Below are 17616 nucleotides of genomic sequence, written 5' to 3' on the forward strand. Positions count from 1 at the left end.
CCAAGACGCCCCCGTATCGATGTGTAGGCTTTTCAATACAGGACAGACCGGGTTGGCATGGGGTATTTTTGTTTTGATATTTATAATTCCGATTATATTTAATAAATGTTAATATATCCCGATCGCCGATCAGGATGTTTAACACCTAAAATTATACTCCTTGCCAATGGTAAACAATTCTGGTCAAACCTGTATTCAGGCGGACGTAAAAACCGCATTTAACGAGTATTATAATCGTTTAGTGTATTTTTCGTATCAGATAACCCACGATAAAACCCAAGCCGAAGACATTGTTCAGGATGCCTTTGTTAAATTTTGGGATCACTGCGATGTTGTTTCCAGCAATCCTGTTGCTATTAAAAATTTTTTGTACAGTACAGTAAAAAATGCCACACTTAACGTGATCAGGCATAACAAGGTAGCCGAGCAACATATCAATAGTTTAAATAGTACCCCGGTTGAAGAAGCCGTTTTTCATTCTATTATCCGCTCAGAAGTAATGGCCGAAATTCATGTGGCTATTGCTCAACTGCCGGGTAGTTGCCAGCAAATATTCCGGATGAGCTATCTGGAGGAAATGAAAAACAACCAAATTGCAGATATGTTGGGCATATCTGTAAATACCGTAAAAACTCAAAAGCAACGGGCCCTAAAAGTGCTCAGGGGGCAATTAAAGCCCGAATTGTTTGTACTGCTTTTGGCTACAATCACTCACCTATAGTTTAACCGCCCGGTTAACAATTATTTATTTTATTTTCTTGTCACCCTTTTGTTACATCAGCGTGTCTTTATGTTATAACCAGTTGATGTGCCCCGGCACGCCTAAATATATTTCATGGAGAATAATTACGAAGCGTACGAATATGCAGTGCTTATTTTAAAGCAACTAAAAGGCGAATTATCAGTAACTGAAGAAATTAAGCTGAATGCATGGCTAAAAGAAAGCCCTGAAAACATGCACCTGCTGGAAAAGCTACAGGATGAGCGCCTGGTGCAAACCGACCTTGATTTTTTCTCGGCTATTGATCAAAAAGATGCATGGCAAAATATTGTTTTACGAGGTCAAAAAACATCGTTTGCCAATCAGGTATACTTACTTATTCAGAAATGGAAATATGCAGCTGTATTATTGATGGCTTTGGCTGCAGGCGGTGTTTGGTATAAGCTTAAGCCTATCACAGTTTTAAACCCACAAACAGCGGTTACTAAAAAAAGCCGGTTTAAAAACGATGTTCCCCCAGGCTCCGAAAAGGCCAAACTTATTCTGGCAGATGGTTCGGTAATGAATGTTAACGGCCAGTCATCTGGTATGGTTAAAACTTATGGAAACTTAAAGATTATTTCAGAGCATGGTTTGCTTACCTATAAATCGGTTGCGGGTATCCAACAAGTTAGCAATCATCAGTTCAATACCATCACCACACCCAAAGGCGGTAAATATAAAGTAGAGCTACCCGATGGAAGTTTGGTTTGGCTCAATTCCGAATCTTCGTTAAAGTTCCCTGTAGCATTCAGCAAACATGAGCGCCGGGTTTACTTAACGGGCGAAGGATATTTTGAGGTAGCTAAAGATAAACACAAACCATTTAAGGTGTTTGCCAATAACTCTATAGTACAGGTATTAGGTACTCACTTTAATGTGGAAGCCTACAAAAACGAAGGCGCCGAAAAAACCACCCTGCTGGAAGGTTCGGTAAAAATATTCAATAAACAACATAGCAAGCTTATTGTACCTGGCCAGCAAGCCAGCATTATGGCAAACTCAAAAAACATCAGAATAAACACTATTGATGTAAAAGAAATAGTGGCCTGGAAAGATGATCTTTTTGTGTTTGACAGCGAAGGCATTGAGAGTGTAATGCGCGAGGTTGCCCGTTGGTACAATGTAGACGTGGAATATAAAGACCCTATTCCGCAGATCCACTTTTCTGGCAGCATTTCCCGATCAAACAATATTTCACAAATACTAAATATGCTCGAACTAACAGGAGGGGTTCATTTTAGCATTGATGGCCGCAAAGTTACTGTGACCAAATAAGCACTTAAAAAGAAAAAGCAAATTCAAATAACAAATAAAGCTTTGATAAAAAAGCCGGAAGCGTTGGAGCGCCTCCGGTTGAAATATAGATCAATAGCTGGCGTATGCGATAACTAACCAATTGATTATTTAACCTATATGAAGTAAAAGTATGGATTTTAATTTTTACAACGAATGTTTTCCCCGAAAAACGGGGCCGGTGTTTAGACCACTCTTAATTATGAAACTTACCGCTGTTATACTTATTGCATTCAGCATTCATGTAAGCGCTACTTCTTACTCGCAAACAGTGAGCCTATCCGAGAAGAACGCATCATTACAAAAAATATTCCGGCAAATTAATAAGCAGATCAATTACAACTTTTTGTACTCTGACGAATTATTACAAAAAACCAAAAAGGTATCCATAGAAGCAGTGAATCTTCCGCTGGAGAAAGTTTTAACTGAGTGTTTTGCTAATCAGCCGTTCACTTATCAAATATTTGATAAAACCATTCTGATCAAACCTAAAAGCACACTTGAAGCCGAAAAACCTATACCGCCAGCTACAATTACAGGTAAAGTTACCGACGAAACCGGCAGTCCGCTGCCCGGGGTAAGTGTAAAACTTAAAGGAACAACATCAGTAACGGTTACCGATATTGACGGTCAGTACAAACTAACCATTCCCGACGCGAGTCACACTAATACACTTGTATTTAGTTTTGTGGGGTATAAAGTGCAGGAAATTGTTGCCGGTGCAAAACTGGTAGTAAACGTTCAATTAATACCTGAGCCAAAATCGCTTACCGAAGTAGTAGTAATTGGATATGGCACGCAACGCCGCGGCGATGTTACAAGCGCCATATCATCGGTTGATGTACAAAAAATGGACAAAATACCGGCTACAAACTTAAGTTCAGCCTTACAGGGGCAAACACCTGGCTTAGTTTCGTCGCCAACCAGTTTTACGCCAGGTTCGGGCTCGGCAATCCGCATTAGGGGTAGCCGGTCCTTAACGGCTGGCAACGATCCGTTATTTGTGGTAGATGGAGTACCCGTAACGTATAGCATTGATGACATTAACCCACTTGATATCGAATCGGTAGACGTATTGAAGGATGCATCTGCTACAGCAATTTATGGTTCGAGAGGCGCCAACGGTGTTATACAGGTAACTACCAAAAAAGGAAAGAACGGCAAAATAACGGTTGACTATGCCGGAAGCACATCAGCGGATAATATATTAAGGAAACTGGATATATTTGATGGCCCAACCTATACACAATTTAAAAGAGATGCCTACATTGGCGGCAAATCGTACAATTCGGGCCTGAGTACAACCAGTACAGCACAACGATATTTTGCGGACCCGGCGTCGGATTATAAGCTTTTTGGTGCCGATCCGAACATCTTGGCCAAAATTATGGCGGGATACACTTTCACCAAGTACGACCCGGCCAATAACATATTTGACGTAGTTACCCGCCCCACAACTGATGCCGAAAAAGCCTTGCTTGTAAGTTTAGGTTACCCGGTATTAAATGATATTCCGGTTTTTGATGCATCAAAAATACCAACATACGATTGGCAAAAAGATGCCATAAGAACCGGTATTACACAAAGCCACAACCTATCGATCACCGGTGGATCCGAAAAATTTACCAATGCATTTTCTTTAGGTTACCTAACGCAAAAAGGTATTGAACCCGGCCAGGATTATACCCGTTACAGCCTATCAAACAGCATGAACTACAAGCCTGTAAGTTACTTTTCGGCAGGGGGTAACCTAAGCTATTCAAATGCTATTCAAAATAAAGGATCAGACGTTTATGGTGCCGCGTCGGGCCAATTACCCCTGGCCGAGCCTTATGATGCTAACGGCAACTTCGTGCTTTTCCCCGGAAACGATAGTAACATCATCAACCCATTGAATGATGCGAACAGCCTGTTGAACGAAACACGTAATAGCCATTTGCTGAGCAACGTTTATGCTCAAATAAACCCCGTTAAAGGTTTAACTTTTAAAACAACCTTTGGTGCTGATGTACTTAACACACGTGTAGGTATTTTTAGTGGTGCCATCTCTTCGTCCCGGGCTGGCGGAGCGGCTACGGCATCGTATGCAACGTCTTCGGGGCTCACCTGGACATTGCAGAACCAGTTATCGTACAATACTACCATTGCAAAAAAGCATGATATAACTGCCACTGCTGTGCAGGAATTAATAAAAAGCAGGGTAGAAACTTCAAACGCTTCGGCAGCAAGCCTTGCTTACGAAACTCAAAAATGGTATTCCTTACAGAACAACGCCACCGGTGTGGTTACTTATACCGGCGGGTTTATACAATCACAACAGGCATCATTTTTAGGCAGGTTGATATACTCATACAACGGAAAATATATTTTAACCGTAGCCGAAAGGTACGACGGTTCATCAGTACTCTCTGCCGAGCATCAGGGCAAATCATTCCCGTCGGGATCAATAGCCTGGCGTATAGATCAGGAAGACTTTTTAAAGAAAGTTAATTTTATTGACCAATTAAAAATTCGCGGTGGTATAGGCTCGGTTGGTAACGCGGGGATACCGGCTTATACAACCAACGGCCCTTTAACCATTACCTATTATAATTTTGGTGCCACACCGGCGCAAGGATATGCACCGAGTGCTACCGGTTTACCATTGCCCGATCTGGAATGGGAAAAAACAACCACTAAAAATTTGGGTATAGATTACAGTTTGTTTAAAGGCAGGGTATCGGGATCTATTGATGTTTATGAATCAAACTCTAACGAGATACAGGTTCAAAAACTCCCCGATGCTACAGGCTATAGCGGTATAACCGTTAACGTTGGCCAGGTTAGGAATCGTGGTGTAGAGATCGCTCTATCAACTGTAAACATTAATACAGGCAAATTTAAATGGACAACCGATTTTGTATTCTCAAGCAATAAGGAAGCCATTGTTTACTTAGATCCAACAGGTTCCAACAATATACCGAGTGGCTGGTTCCTGGGCGCGCCTATCAGGTCGTACTATGATTATACTTCTCAAGGTATATTCCAAAACAGCGATGCGCAGCCCGGCGGAATATTGTATGACTACTATTGGAAAAAAACAGGGAATAAAGCTAACACCGCCCTGCAACCGGGCCGCATACGTGTACAAGATACCAATGGCGATACAACCATAACCGAGGCTGATAAAGTACTTTTAGGTTCACCCAACCCAAAATGGACAGGTAGCATTAACAGCACCTTCGCCTATAAAGGTTTTGAGTTAAGCACCTTTATTTACATTAGTCACGGCGGTTTAATACGTGATCCGCGCCCGTCATTGGTAGGACGTTATCAAACCTTCAACGTAAATTATTGGACACCAACAAACCCATCTAACGAGTATCCGCAAGCTAACTTAACCAGCGATATACCGCTTTATTGGCAAGCCAATGGTTTCAGGGATGGCTCGTTTGTTAGGGTGCGAAGTATCCTGCTATCGTACAAGGTGCCGCAATCGATATTGAACAAGATCAAAATGCGCAGCCTTACATTTTCTGTTAACGCAGTTAACCCTTTCCTATTCAGCAACTATAAACGTTATGATCCGGAATCGGTGCAATACACAAGCTCGTACCCATCAAGCAGCACGGCTAACCCGGGGCCAACTTCGTTTAGCTACCGTAGCTGGGTATTTGGTATAAAAGCGGGTATATAATTAAGTGATAACAAAAAAAGATAAACGAAAATGAAAAAATATATCATACCGGTTATTACGATCATGTTAGCCTTATGCATAGGCTCATGTAAAAAATATCTGCAGGAAGACCTGGTGAGTACGCTCACGCAGAATTATTATACTACTGACCAAGGGCTTGAAGACCTGGTAAAATCGGCCTATACACCGTTGCGAAATAAATTTGAGGGTGAACAAGCTTATGCTTTGTACAATTTTGGTACTGACGAATTTATAGAGGGCGACCAGTTTAACTTTGAATATTACAACAGTTACGCTGCCAGCTATAACCCGGCCGAGGGTTTATTAAACGGCTTGTGGACAAACAACTACTATGCTATAGGGCGTTGCAATATAGGTCTTCAACAGTTGCCATTATTTAAAAGCACCACATCAAAAACATTAAGCACACCGGCACAAATAACCCAGCGTATTGCCGAATTACGATTTTTACGTGGATATTATTACTTTCAGTTAGTGCAGCAGTTTGCAGGTGTACCCCTTGTAACACAACCTACAATAAATAAACAAACTGATTTTACACGGGCGTCGGTGGCTGATGTTTATAAGCTGATATTTGCCGATCTGCGTTTTGCGGCCGATAACCTGTCAGCTACCAATACTGATCAGGGCCGGGCAACCAAGGGGGCAGCCATGCACTTTTTAGCTAAGGCTTACTTAACCCGCGGAAGCGCCGTTACCGATGTGCGTGGCCAGCAACCAACTGATATTGATAGCGCGGCTTATTACGCTACGCAGGTAATAAACAGCGGCACCTATGCTTTAGAAAGTGATTATATGAACTTATGGAACGGCGTTTACCCTGCAAATTATCCTAAGGTTACTACTCCGGCTATCGGTCAGAATGGTGCTACACCTGCCGGCGATATCGGTAAATTTCAAACTGCGCAAGCAAGTAAAGAAATCATTTTTGCCGCCCAGTTTATTAAAGATCTTACTTTAGACGGCACTACAGGTAACCGTACCCATGAGTATTATATTTGCCAATACGATGTGGGCATACCTGGCCTTGCCCGTACTACTGATAACTTTAACGGTCGCCCCTTCCGTCGTTTAGGTCCGTCTGATTATACAATAGATCTTTTTGACAGGAAAAACGATTCGCGCTTTTACAAAAGTTTCCGTACGGTGTTTTATTCCAATACCAATACCAGTGTTCCAAAATTCACCGCCGCGGATGCGCCAACGCCCGCGCTGGTTGGCCAGTTTAAATTTGGAACCGGCGACACCGCGGCCTTATTTATCGCGAACAGCAAAACTAACCCTTTGTTAAATTCACAAATAGCTAAATACCGCTATACTGTATATGCACGTTATTACCAGGCAACCGCTGGCGGGCCAATATTACAGGGCTTTAATAACAACAAGTATCTTACCCTGGTAAAAATGTTAGATCCCGTACGTTTAACCAGTGATTATAACGAAGAAAGAGGGATACGTAATGGTATAATTGCCCGCTTGGCGGAAACATATCTGATTGCTGCCGAAGCTTACGGCCGCAAGGCAGATTATACCACAGCGCTTACTTACATTAACAAAATACGCCAAAGGGCAGCCTACCATGCAGGCGAATTTAAAAACCCTCAAATTTATATGTTTGACGGCGGTACACCCGGCGATGTGAGCGATACCTACGGAAACTTACAGGCTACCACAACCTTGTTTACTACCAACGCGGCAAGCGAAAACTACCCGCCAACGGTAACTACTACCGCCGACCGCTTTATTCACTTTATGCTGAACGAGCGCACACGCGAGTTATGTGGCGAGTTTTACAGGTTTGAAGATTTAGTGCGTACAGAAACCTTATACGACAGAACCAAACTATTTAACAAAGATGCCACAAGTATTATTCCGAGAGATAAGTTAAGACCTATACCTCAAATACAAATAGATGCTACAACACTTAGCGGCCAGGCTATGAGTAATGATCAGAAAAAGGCTTATCAAAACCCGGGCTGGTAATATTGATCTTACAATGAACAAAAACCAGGTAACTACAATTGCCTGGTTTTTGTTTTAAACCATCGGGCGGCAGCCTTTTGGAGTTCGCTGCTATCAGGTTCGTTGTACTCAGAAGCCCAGGCGATAATCCCATCAGGCCGTATGAGTACAGCGTTCAAGCCTAATTGTTCTTTGGCCTTGCCCGAAACATATTTTATTTGATCGCCATATTCAGCCGCCAAAGTTTTAAGTGCTTCATTGTTATCAAAATCAAGCAATACCGCCTGACCATTGTGCATCAGATCCCCAATTGTCGCTCCATTTTCGAACTCGAAATTGGGAACGCTGTAGCCCACCAGAGGGTGATTACCACCCAGATCGTAATGTGTAAAAATACCCCATACCCTACCCGCAATATAAGTAGCGCCATCGCGCGTATTCATCAAATCACGGATGATTGCATTAAGCGCGCGCGCCTGCGGGCTTGGTTTCATAATATCAACCTGAGCGCGTGACCAATCCAGAACCTGTACGCCTACCGGGTGTCGTTCAGTATAGTAACTATCCAACAAACCTTCGGGCGCTTTCTTTTGTATGGTTGCGGCTAGCTTCCAGCCCAAATTTAGGGCATCACCCAGCCCAAGGTTAAGCCCCTGCCCTCCCAACGGCGAATGTATGTGCGCGGCATCACCGGCTAAAAGTATCCGGCCGTTGCGGTAGGTTGTGACCTGCCGTGCCCGGTCGGTCCACGTGGTTGCAATATGCAGGGCACTGATAGTAACGTCGGTGTTCGAGATGTGGCGTAGCAATTGCTGTACGTGTTCAAGCGTAATTGGCTTTTTTGAATTATGAAATGCCCCGGCATCAAAATCCTGCATCATCAAATAACCGGGCTGCGATTGCAAGTACATGCCTGTTGGTGTCACGTTTCGACCTGAATTAAGCTTCTCCGGGTCAGCAATATCAACCCGGGTAGTATAGCCAGTAAATTCCGACTCCGTACCGGCGAATTCAAAACCACCTAATTTGCGAACGACACTACGGCTTCCATCACACCCCACCAGCCATTTACCATTGAAAGACTGGTTACCCGACTGAACAGTTACTCCATCTGTAGTTTGATGAAAATTGGTGATCGCAAGCCCGCGACTGATCACTACACCTAAGGCCTCTGCGCGGCGGGTAAATACCGTTTCAAGCTCTTGCATTTCAGATATCAAACTGGTTTCAGTCGAGCCTGGCAAGCGATACTTCCATTGTGAGGTGTCAATATCACCTTCATAAAATGGAATTCCGGCGAAATGCCCTACCTGCCGACGCGCCCCTTGCCCGGCATTTTGGTGAGGGCTTTTAAGGCGTTTATGAATTTCAAGTTCGTTCAGTAATCCACGGCGATAAAGCGCTTCAATTGTAGGCGCCGATAGTCCGCGTATTCCGAAAGGAAGTTGCTTTAGGGGTGAGTTCGGGCTCTCCGCCTTTTCCAGTATCAGTACCGAGCATTTAGCCAATGCCAATTCGCAGGCGAGGAATAGCCCTACAGGCCCTGCACCAGAAATGATCACATCGTAAATAGAACTATGTTGCGCGTATTTATTACTTTTAAGTGTTGCTTTCATATTAAATGATTGAAACACAAATTTCTGGAATGCTTTTGCGTTAGGCTTGTACAAATGCGACAAAATCGTTGCCTACAGCCTGTTTCCCTTTCTTCGCTTTTCGCGCGAATGCTGCTGGTGTGGCACCGCTGTAGCGCTTAAATTCCCTGCTTAGGTGAGATTGATCCGTATAGCCCAACTCATGAGCTATACTGGCAAGGTTGGAATCTGGATAAAGCCACAATTGGTTTCGCACCTGCTCAAAGCGAATCAGGCTCGATACGTCTTTAACCGTATGGCCAGATGATTGCTTGAAATTCCTTTCCAATGTGCGAATCGTAACATGAGCTGCCGCCGCTACCTGGCTTACCGGCATGGTGCCGTTTGCTTCCCTCATAGCAACTCCTGCTTTAAATAGCATACTGTTGGTGGCAACATGCAACTGTGCATTCAAAAAATACTGTTTTACCTTCGCCAGCGCTTCATCTATCTCACCAGCTTCAACACACTTATTTAATGTAGATTGAAGTTGGGCGATGGGGTGCTCAAATATGCGTACTCCGTTTTTACCAGATGGCAGTCCGAGCAAATCGAACACCGTCCACGGAAAGCATCTGATACCAATAATTTCTAAACGGTTTCTGGCGTAAAAAATAGCAGGCTGATTAAGGAGCCCCATCATAAACGGTGATGGCAATGGCTGCAAACTCCCATTATGAGAAATACTACAGCCGCTTCCAAAATGAAAAATAATTTCGGCGTAGCCATCAGGTTGTACCTCAAAACTGGATTGTAGCTCCCCAAAATCTTTACTATTGTACCAAAAGCACTTTATGGTATCCCGTAGCTCTTCGGAAGGTTCAAACTCTTGGTGTTGCATTTTTAAAGATAGCATACCTGGAGTGAATTATACAAGCATAAAGCATTTTAAGCAAGAAAAAAGCCGCTCATTCTCGCCGGCAACGATTACATGGATTATTAATTAACTTAGGTATTCTTATAAATGAACGTAACGTATAATGTGAGTTAATTACGTAATGATTGCATGTGTACTATGACACCGCTGTAACATTCCCCGGAGAATTGCTTTTTATATTTGTCCAATAACCTTCCCAAATCTCAACCGCCTGATGTATCTTCTTCAGTACCGCCCGGTGCTTGCATTATGCCATCTAAAGCAATCATTATAAGACTATTATATTTCTCATAGCATTTCCCTCCCTTTACAACTTATCGTTTAAATAGTTTCTTCAAAATTGGTTAGCTACGATTGAAGTTACTTTAAAAAATTATCCGGATATAGTCATTAACCTCTGCTTCCTGAGGTTGATGACTTGTTTGAAAACATGGTGGCAGGATTTTGGTAAACATCAGTCATTGATTTATTATTTAAGCTGCTCGCTTAAACCGACGATGATGCCCTCCGGGCCGCGTATGTAGGCGAGCCGATAAGTGTTCTCATATTGCACCACTTCGCCTACCAGTTCAGCGCCGTGAGCAAGCAGGCGCGCGACCACCTCATCAATGTCATCGACAGCGAGCATGATTCGGCGCATTCCGAGCTCGTTCACCGCAACTTTCTCAGGTCCGGTTCTGATCGCTTCCGGCGTGTGGAACTTGTCCAGCTCGATCCGCCCGTGGCCGTCCGGAGTACGCATTAGCGCGAGGGTAGCACGGACGTTCTGAAGGTCGATGAGGCGATCTACAGAGGGGCCCTCAACGGTTGTTTCGCCCTCCAACTCAAATCCGAGTTCAAGAAAGAAGGCTTTCGCGGCTTCCAGATCGTTGACGACGATAAGGACGTTGTCCATTCGTAGTAATTTGCTTTTTGACATTGCTTTACCTCCTTATAATTATAAACCTATACCTCAATTTAATGTTTTTTAATGCCAAGTCACCCTTGAAGATAGCGGCTGTTAGATATGACTATGATACTTAAAGTTATCAAAATAACCGAATATTGTCTGTGTTTACATCATCAGACTGACATGTCCCTGAGAAGGAATGATGGCCACGCGATTTTGGCATTGCGCCCATATCAGCAAAAACAGCACCTCCCAATAATTTATATGTTTTTACCATCTCAATTTTAATTTCATAAAAGTTCAAAATAAAAGCTTTCGCTGATTTAGTTGTACTCAAAGTATTGAGCGTTCAATTTGACCTGTGCCCTGATGTTTTTTAATGACCTGGATGCATCAGCAACCGTGTTTGCTTTCTTCAGATCGGCTACTTTGTTGATCAAGGGCTTTAACCAATGATGTAAAACTTCGTGATCCGGCCCTGTCATATGACATTCTTTGATCATCTTATCAATCCCGTTTTTAAGATCAAGTTGTACTTCCTGATAATCACTCAAAGGCCGGGAACCATCCTCGGTAAATGCGTTAAGAATGTTCTGCAGGTTCACAACGTTGTTATGTGTGGATCGGTCAATTTTCCATTTGTTTCCGTTATTCAATGTCAATTCCTGGCTTTGGCCCTTTTCTTCCTGTTCATCTGCCTCCACGTTTACCACAATTGCCTTCTCAACCGCTTTATCGTTGGTGCAAGATGATAAGCCTGCGGCTATTAAAAATATGGCTAAAATATTTCTCATGCGTTTATTACAATTTTTACAGATCATGTCCAGATCGAATGATATATGATTTAAAACATATTAAAGACAAAATTATCTTTAAATGTATCTCATAAAAATGATTAGCATCATCTATTTAAGTGAGCCGTATCAATCTTCGTCCAGGCTATTAAAGACACTTTTGTCTTAAATAATTATCGGATCTATGAGTAAGCGCTCTTGCCTGTTAACCAGCTATAAAGATCGCTTGATGGTAGAAACCTTTAAAGTATCAAACAAATAAAGTATCCATCAAAAATCAAAAACAAAATGATGAACAAAAAGCTCACATTAGCAACAGCAGTTATAGCGGTTATAACTACTTTATTTATTTACAGCTGCGGGCCGGGCAACGGCTCCGACGGATCATCCAGCGAAGCCACAACGGCCGCTACTCCCGACAAAGCTGCGGCACCTGCTGCCGGTAATCCTAAGGGAACAGGAAAATTTACCGATGTAAAACTTACGCACCCGCTTGATCAGGCTATGATCGGACAGGGTAAAGCGATCTTCGATGTAAAATGCGGTAGTTGTCACAAACTGACCGATGAGAAACTCGTTGGCCCCGGATGGAAAGGTGTTACGGACAGGAGACAACCTGAATGGATCATGAATTTTGTGACCAACACCGATGAAATGATCGACAAAGATCCGGAGGCGCAGGCCATGCTGGAAAAATGTATGGTCCGTATGCCAAATCAGCACTTAAGCGATGATGATGCGAGGCATATCCTGGAATTTATGCGGAATAACGACGGTAAAAAATAAACCACCTTACATTAAAGTTAATATCATGAATAAACTCCTATTAACGCTTGGCTCGGTTGCATTGGTTGCTTCCCTGCAAAGCTGTAAAATGAAAACAACGGACTCCGCTGTAGCGGGCGATGCCGCACAAAAAGTGTACGTAGCTCCAGGCAAATATGATGAATTCTACAATTTTGTCTCCGGTGGATTTAGCGGCCAGGTTTCTGTGTACGGGCTTCCTTCAGGACGACTATTAAAAGTCATACCTGTTTTTTCTGTTTTTCCAGAAAATGGCTACGGGTACAGCGAGGAAACCAAGGCTATGCTGAACACAACAAACGGTCCTGTCCCTTGGGATGACCAGCATCACCTTGAACTATCCCAAACCAATGGGAATTACGATGGACGCTGGTTATTTGCCAATGCAAACAATACGCCCCGTGTCGCCAGGATCGACCTGAAATCTTTTAAAACGACGGAGATCCTGCAGATACCAAATAGCGCAGGTAATCACTCTTCTCCTTTTATTACCGAGAATACGGAATACCTGGTAGCAGGGACACGCTTTTCAGTCCCTTTAGGTAATGCAGATGTGCCGATAAGTTCTTTTAAAAAGAATTTTAAAAGTACAGCTTCATTTATAAGTGTCGATAAAAACAACGGGCACATGAAGATCGCTTTCCAGATCGTATTGCCAGGAATGAATCTTGACCTGAGCCATGCCGGAAAAGGGCCTTCACATGATTGGTTTTTCTTCTCTTGCTATAATACAGAACAAGCGTATACATTGCTCGAAGTAAATGCGTCTCAAAAAGATAAAGATTTTATTGTTGCGGTAAACTGGAAAAAAGCGGAAGAATACGCTAAAGCTGGTAAAGGCCACAAAATGGCAACAGAATATGCTCATAATACTTTTGACGAGGATAGGCAAACCGCTACATCGGTAATGGAAAAGGAAGTTTTGGTATTAGATCCGAAAGATTGCCCTGGTATGGTTTATATGATACCTTGTCCAAAATCCCCTCACGGTACCGATGTTGACCCAACCGGAGAATACATTGTCGGCAGTGGTAAATTAGCAGCTTTAATCCCCGTGCTTTCGTTTACTAAAATAATTAAAGCCATACATGATAAACAGTTTGAAGGCAATTATTATGGCATCCCGGTGATCAAGTACGAAGCTGCATTGCATGGTGAAGTAAAAAAACCGGGCCTTGGCCCACTGCACACCGAGTTTGACGACAAAGGAAATGCATATACCTCTATGTTTTTATCATCCGAAATTGTAAAATGGAGACTTAGCGACCTTAAGGTACTGGATCGCACGCCAACTTTCTATTCAACCGGCCACTTGATGGTACCAGGGGGCGATACCAGAAAACCTTATGGTAAATACATGGTGGCCTATAACAAGATCACGAAAGACAGATATCTACCAACAGGTCCCGAGTTGTGTCAATCCGCCCAGCTTTTTGATATTACAGGGGATAAAATGCAACTGTTGCTTGACTTTCCAACTATTGGAGAGCCACACTACGGGCAAGCTATACCTGCAAGCGTAATAAAAGATCAGCAAGTTAAATTCTACGATATCAATAAAAACCATAATCAATATGTCACCATGGGCGAAAAGAAAGCTAATGTGGTTCGTACCGGCAATAGAGTGGACGTTTATATGACCGCTATCAGATCACACCTGGTCCCTGACAATATAGAAGGTGTGTTTGTAGGAGACGAGGTTTATTTCCACGTTACCAACCTTGAACAGGATTGGGATGTACCTCATGGCTTCGCAGTTAAGAACTCACCAACCGCTGATCTTTTAATCATGCCGGGTGAAACGCTTTCAATAAAGTTCAATGCTAACAAACAAGGGATATATCCTTTCTATTGCACCGACTTTTGCTCCGCGCTTCACCAGGAGATGTCGGGTTACCTGAGGGTATCTCCAAAAGGGGCTAATGTGCCGCTTAAATTTGGCACCGGCGTGGTAACACCAGAAACCGCATCTAAATAGTTTTAAACATAGAATGGCAGTGCCGTATATACGGCATTGCCATTTTTTATTCAACCAAAAAATGAAAAAATTAACCATTGCCGGTAAAGCGAGTATCTTATTCGTGATCCTTTTTCTGGCTACACTCTGGATATTTCCGATGTGGCGGATCGATCTTCGCGCGCCACAATATCCTGGAGGATTATCCATGAAAATATGGATCAATGACGTCAAAGGCGACGTTGATATCATTAATGGTTTGAATCACTATATTGGTATGAAAACGATACATAAGAGCGATTTTCTTGAATTTATTTATCTGCCTGCTGCACTCCTGATATTTATGGGCCTGGGTATTGTCGTACTGCTTTTGAACCGTAAGATCGGTTATTATATCTGGACTTTCCTATTCACGTTTATCGCCATTTTTTCTTTTTATGATTTTTATAAATGGGAATATAACTACGGACACAACCTTGATCCTGCTGCACCCATTAAAGTCCCGGGCATGTCCTATCAGCCGCCTTTATTCGGTTATAAAAAGTTATTAAACTTTGAGGTTTTGTCGCAGCCGGATATCGCGGGCTGGTTTTATATCGGCGCCGGTGTGTTACTGGTCGTGATCACTTTTTATGAATGGAAAAAAAATAACACAAAATGAGGAAGTTGATCTTTTTAACGCTAATCATCGCAGTGATCTCGCTATCGGCTTGTGAACAGCAATTCGCCCCGATCAATTACGGTCATGAAGGCTGTCAGCACTGCCGCATGACGATCATGGATAAAAGGTTCGCTGCGGAACTACTGACAAGCAAGGGTAAGGCATTCAAATTCGATGATTTGAGCTGCCTGATCAAATACATGAAGGATGAACATATGAACGATGCGGGCATCCGCATATTCGTGGCAGACTACCAACACCCGGATGGACAGTTTTTAAACGCCCAGCAGGCCGCGTTCGTACACGATGAAAACCTGAGATCGCCGATGAATGGGAATATTGCGGCGTATGCCTCGGTGGCCAAAGTAACATCTCCTATCCCTCACGGGGTTTTATACTGGACAACGTTGAACAAATGAAAAAAGTGATCCTTTTGCTGGCATTTTGTGCCCTCCTCTTTTACAGACCGGAAGAAACCCGCGCGTCAGTTATACAAGTTAAGCCCGGCTTCAACAGTATACACAAGGCGATCGCAACTGCAAAAGATGGGGACACCCTTTTAATTACAGCGGGCTTGTATAAAGAACACGACATCATGATCACCAAAAAACTGATCCTTACCGGGATGGGAACACCCTTGATCGATGGGGAAAGTAAGTATCAGATCTTCATTATTCGTTGTGATGCTGTTCAAATTAAAGGATTGCAGATCCAAAACGTCGGAAAGGCGAGCATGACGGATATGGCGGGCATTAAGGTGGTCAATGCTAAAGATGTGGTTATTCAAAATAACCGGCTCATCAATACCACATTTGGTATTTACCTGCAAAATGGAACTCGCTGTACAATCAAAAACAACATCATCCATTGCGATATCAAAGATGAACTGAATGGAGGAAACGGCGTTCATGCCTGGAAATCCGATCATTTAATGATCCAGGGAAATACCATATCTGGCCACCGCGACGGTATCTATTTTGAATTTGTTACCGATTCGAGAATAACCGGTAACCGCTCATCCGGTAATGCACGTTATGGGCTGCATTTCATGTTTTCGCACAATGATATTTACACGCAAAATACTTTCCAGGATAATGGCGCTGGCGTGGCCGTCATGTATTCCAAAGGCGTAATCATGCGCCATAATATATTTCTCCATAACTGGGGAGAGGCCTCCTATGGCTTATTGCTAAAAGAAATTACCGACAGCCATATTGAGAGTAATCAATTTGTAAAAAACACGATCGGGCTACACATGGAAGGCACAACAAGGGTAACTGTTATTCAGAACCTTTTCCAGGACAACGGCTGGGCGGCACGTGTGCAAGCCAGTTGTAGCGGCAGTAATTTTGCCGGGAATAATTTTATTGGGAATTCTTTTGATATGTCTACCAACGGCTCTATGATGCTCAATACTTTTGATAACAATTACTGGGATAAATACGATGGGTATGACCTTGATAAAAACAATATCGGCGATGTTCCTTATTACCCGGTCAGCGTTTATTCGGTGGTAACGGAAAAGATCCCGTCTGCCATGATCCTTTACCATAGCCTGCTTACCGATATCATGGACCAGGTAGAAAAGGTAATGCCCACCATCATCCCTGATAAATTGAAGGACGATCACCCCATGATGAAAAAAATAAAACTATGATCTCTATCACCAACCTCACTAAATCCTTCGGGAAATTTAAGGCGCTGGACAATCTGAGCCTCGATTTTCACCGCGGGCATACGGTTTCGTTATTAGGACCGAATGGGTCTGGCAAAACCACGCTGATCAAGTCTATATTGGGTTTGGTTATACCTGAAAGTGGAACCATCAAGATCAATAATGAAGAAGTAAAAACTCACTATGCTTACCGTTCAAGTATCGGATATATGCCGCAAATAGGCCGCTATCCGGAAAATATGACCATCAAACAGGTGATCAATATGCTGAAGGAGATCAGGGCCGACCGGGAGGCTTACGATGAAGAGCTGATCGAAAGTTTTGGGATAGCTTCCATTCAACACAAAACCATGCGTAACCTTTCTGGCGGCACAAGGCAAAAGGTAAGCGCTTGCCTGGCATTTTTGTTTAAACCGGATATACTGATATTGGACGAGCCCACGGCAGGGCTCGATCCCCTGTCAAGCGAGTTGTTAAAGGATAAGATCGTTAAAGAACGGAATAATGGTAAGCTGATCCTGATCACCTCGCACGTGCTGAGCGACCTCGATGATATCACCAGTCATGTTGTTTACCTGCAGGACGGAAAACTGATATTTTATAAAGATGT

At 43.1% G+C, this 17616-nt stretch carries 14 protein-coding genes; 10 read left to right on the top strand and 4 right to left on the bottom strand.

What is annotated here, in order from left to right; all coding sequences use genetic code 11:
* The first annotated feature begins 166 nt into the window (after window positions 1-166).
* The 4 genes from ABIN91_RS00455 (at window position 167) to ABIN91_RS00470 (ending at window position 7736) form a co-directional block, all read left to right on the top strand.
* Entirely contained in the window at window positions 167-721 is a 555-nt protein-coding gene (locus ABIN91_RS00455) for an RNA polymerase sigma-70 factor (protein ID WP_348047280.1), read from the top strand.
* Between the two features lie 114 nt (window positions 722-835).
* Complete coding sequence (locus ABIN91_RS00460) at window positions 836-2038, top strand: FecR domain-containing protein (protein ID WP_348047282.1); 1203 nt, start codon at window positions 836-838, stop codon at window positions 2036-2038.
* A 220-nt stretch (window positions 2039-2258) separates the two neighbouring features.
* Complete coding sequence (locus ABIN91_RS00465; protein WP_348047284.1) at window positions 2259-5732, top strand: TonB-dependent receptor; 3474 nt, start codon at window positions 2259-2261, stop codon at window positions 5730-5732.
* Between the two features lie 30 nt (window positions 5733-5762).
* On the top strand, window positions 5763-7736 hold the full coding sequence (locus tag ABIN91_RS00470) for a RagB/SusD family nutrient uptake outer membrane protein (protein WP_348047286.1): 1974 nt from the start codon (window positions 5763-5765) through the stop codon (window positions 7734-7736).
* A 32-nt stretch (window positions 7737-7768) separates the two neighbouring features.
* Here ABIN91_RS00470 and ABIN91_RS00475 read toward each other — a convergent pair whose 3' ends face one another.
* From ABIN91_RS00475 to ABIN91_RS00490, 4 genes are all read right to left on the bottom strand, one after another.
* Window positions 7769-9331, bottom strand: coding sequence for an FAD-dependent monooxygenase (locus ABIN91_RS00475; protein ID WP_348047288.1), 1563 nt, complete (start codon window positions 9329-9331; stop codon window positions 7769-7771).
* Between the two features lie 40 nt (window positions 9332-9371).
* Window positions 9372-10190 carry a helix-turn-helix domain-containing protein gene (locus tag ABIN91_RS00480; protein WP_348047290.1) on the bottom strand — a complete coding sequence of 273 codons (819 nt, stop codon included), beginning with the start codon at window positions 10188-10190 and terminating at the stop codon, window positions 9372-9374.
* 505 nt (window positions 10191-10695) lie between these two features.
* On the bottom strand, window positions 10696-11145 hold the full coding sequence (locus ABIN91_RS00485) for a VOC family protein (RefSeq protein ID WP_348047292.1): 450 nt from the start codon (window positions 11143-11145) through the stop codon (window positions 10696-10698).
* Between the two features lie 293 nt (window positions 11146-11438).
* Complete coding sequence (locus tag ABIN91_RS00490; protein WP_348047294.1) at window positions 11439-11909, bottom strand: hypothetical protein; 471 nt, start codon at window positions 11907-11909, stop codon at window positions 11439-11441.
* Window positions 11910-12197: 288 nt separating this feature from the next.
* Between ABIN91_RS00490 and ABIN91_RS00495 the strand changes: the two genes are divergently transcribed.
* The 6 genes from ABIN91_RS00495 to ABIN91_RS00520 all read left to right on the top strand — a co-directional run.
* On the top strand, window positions 12198-12695 hold the full coding sequence (locus ABIN91_RS00495; protein WP_348047296.1) for a c-type cytochrome: 498 nt from the start codon (window positions 12198-12200) through the stop codon (window positions 12693-12695).
* Window positions 12696-12720: 25 nt separating this feature from the next.
* The gene (gene nosZ, locus ABIN91_RS00500; protein ID WP_348047298.1) at window positions 12721-14691 is read left to right on the top strand and encodes a Sec-dependent nitrous-oxide reductase; all 1971 of its coding nucleotides are present in this window, start codon (window positions 12721-12723) and stop codon (window positions 14689-14691) included.
* 61 nt (window positions 14692-14752) lie between these two features.
* Window positions 14753-15331, top strand: a complete 579-nt coding sequence (locus ABIN91_RS00505) for a hypothetical protein (protein WP_348047300.1) — start codon at window positions 14753-14755, stop codon at window positions 15329-15331.
* On the top strand, window positions 15328-15750 hold the full coding sequence (locus tag ABIN91_RS00510) for a nitrous oxide reductase accessory protein NosL (RefSeq protein WP_348047302.1): 423 nt from the start codon (window positions 15328-15330) through the stop codon (window positions 15748-15750). Before ABIN91_RS00505 ends, ABIN91_RS00510 begins: the two co-directional genes overlap by 4 nt.
* Window positions 15747-16988 (top strand): nitrous oxide reductase family maturation protein NosD, encoded by a 1242-nt coding sequence (gene nosD, locus ABIN91_RS00515; protein ID WP_348047304.1) that lies wholly within the window; start codon window positions 15747-15749, stop codon window positions 16986-16988. Before ABIN91_RS00510 ends, nosD begins: the two co-directional genes overlap by 4 nt.
* A partial coding sequence (locus tag ABIN91_RS00520) for an ABC transporter ATP-binding protein (RefSeq protein ID WP_348047306.1) occupies window positions 16985-17616 on the top strand: 632 nt, incomplete at its 3' end. The genes nosD and ABIN91_RS00520, both read left to right, overlap by 4 nt.

Origin of the sequence: Mucilaginibacter sp. (assembly GCF_039921305.1) — a bacterium.
GTDB lineage: Bacteria > Bacteroidota > Bacteroidia > Sphingobacteriales > Sphingobacteriaceae > Mucilaginibacter.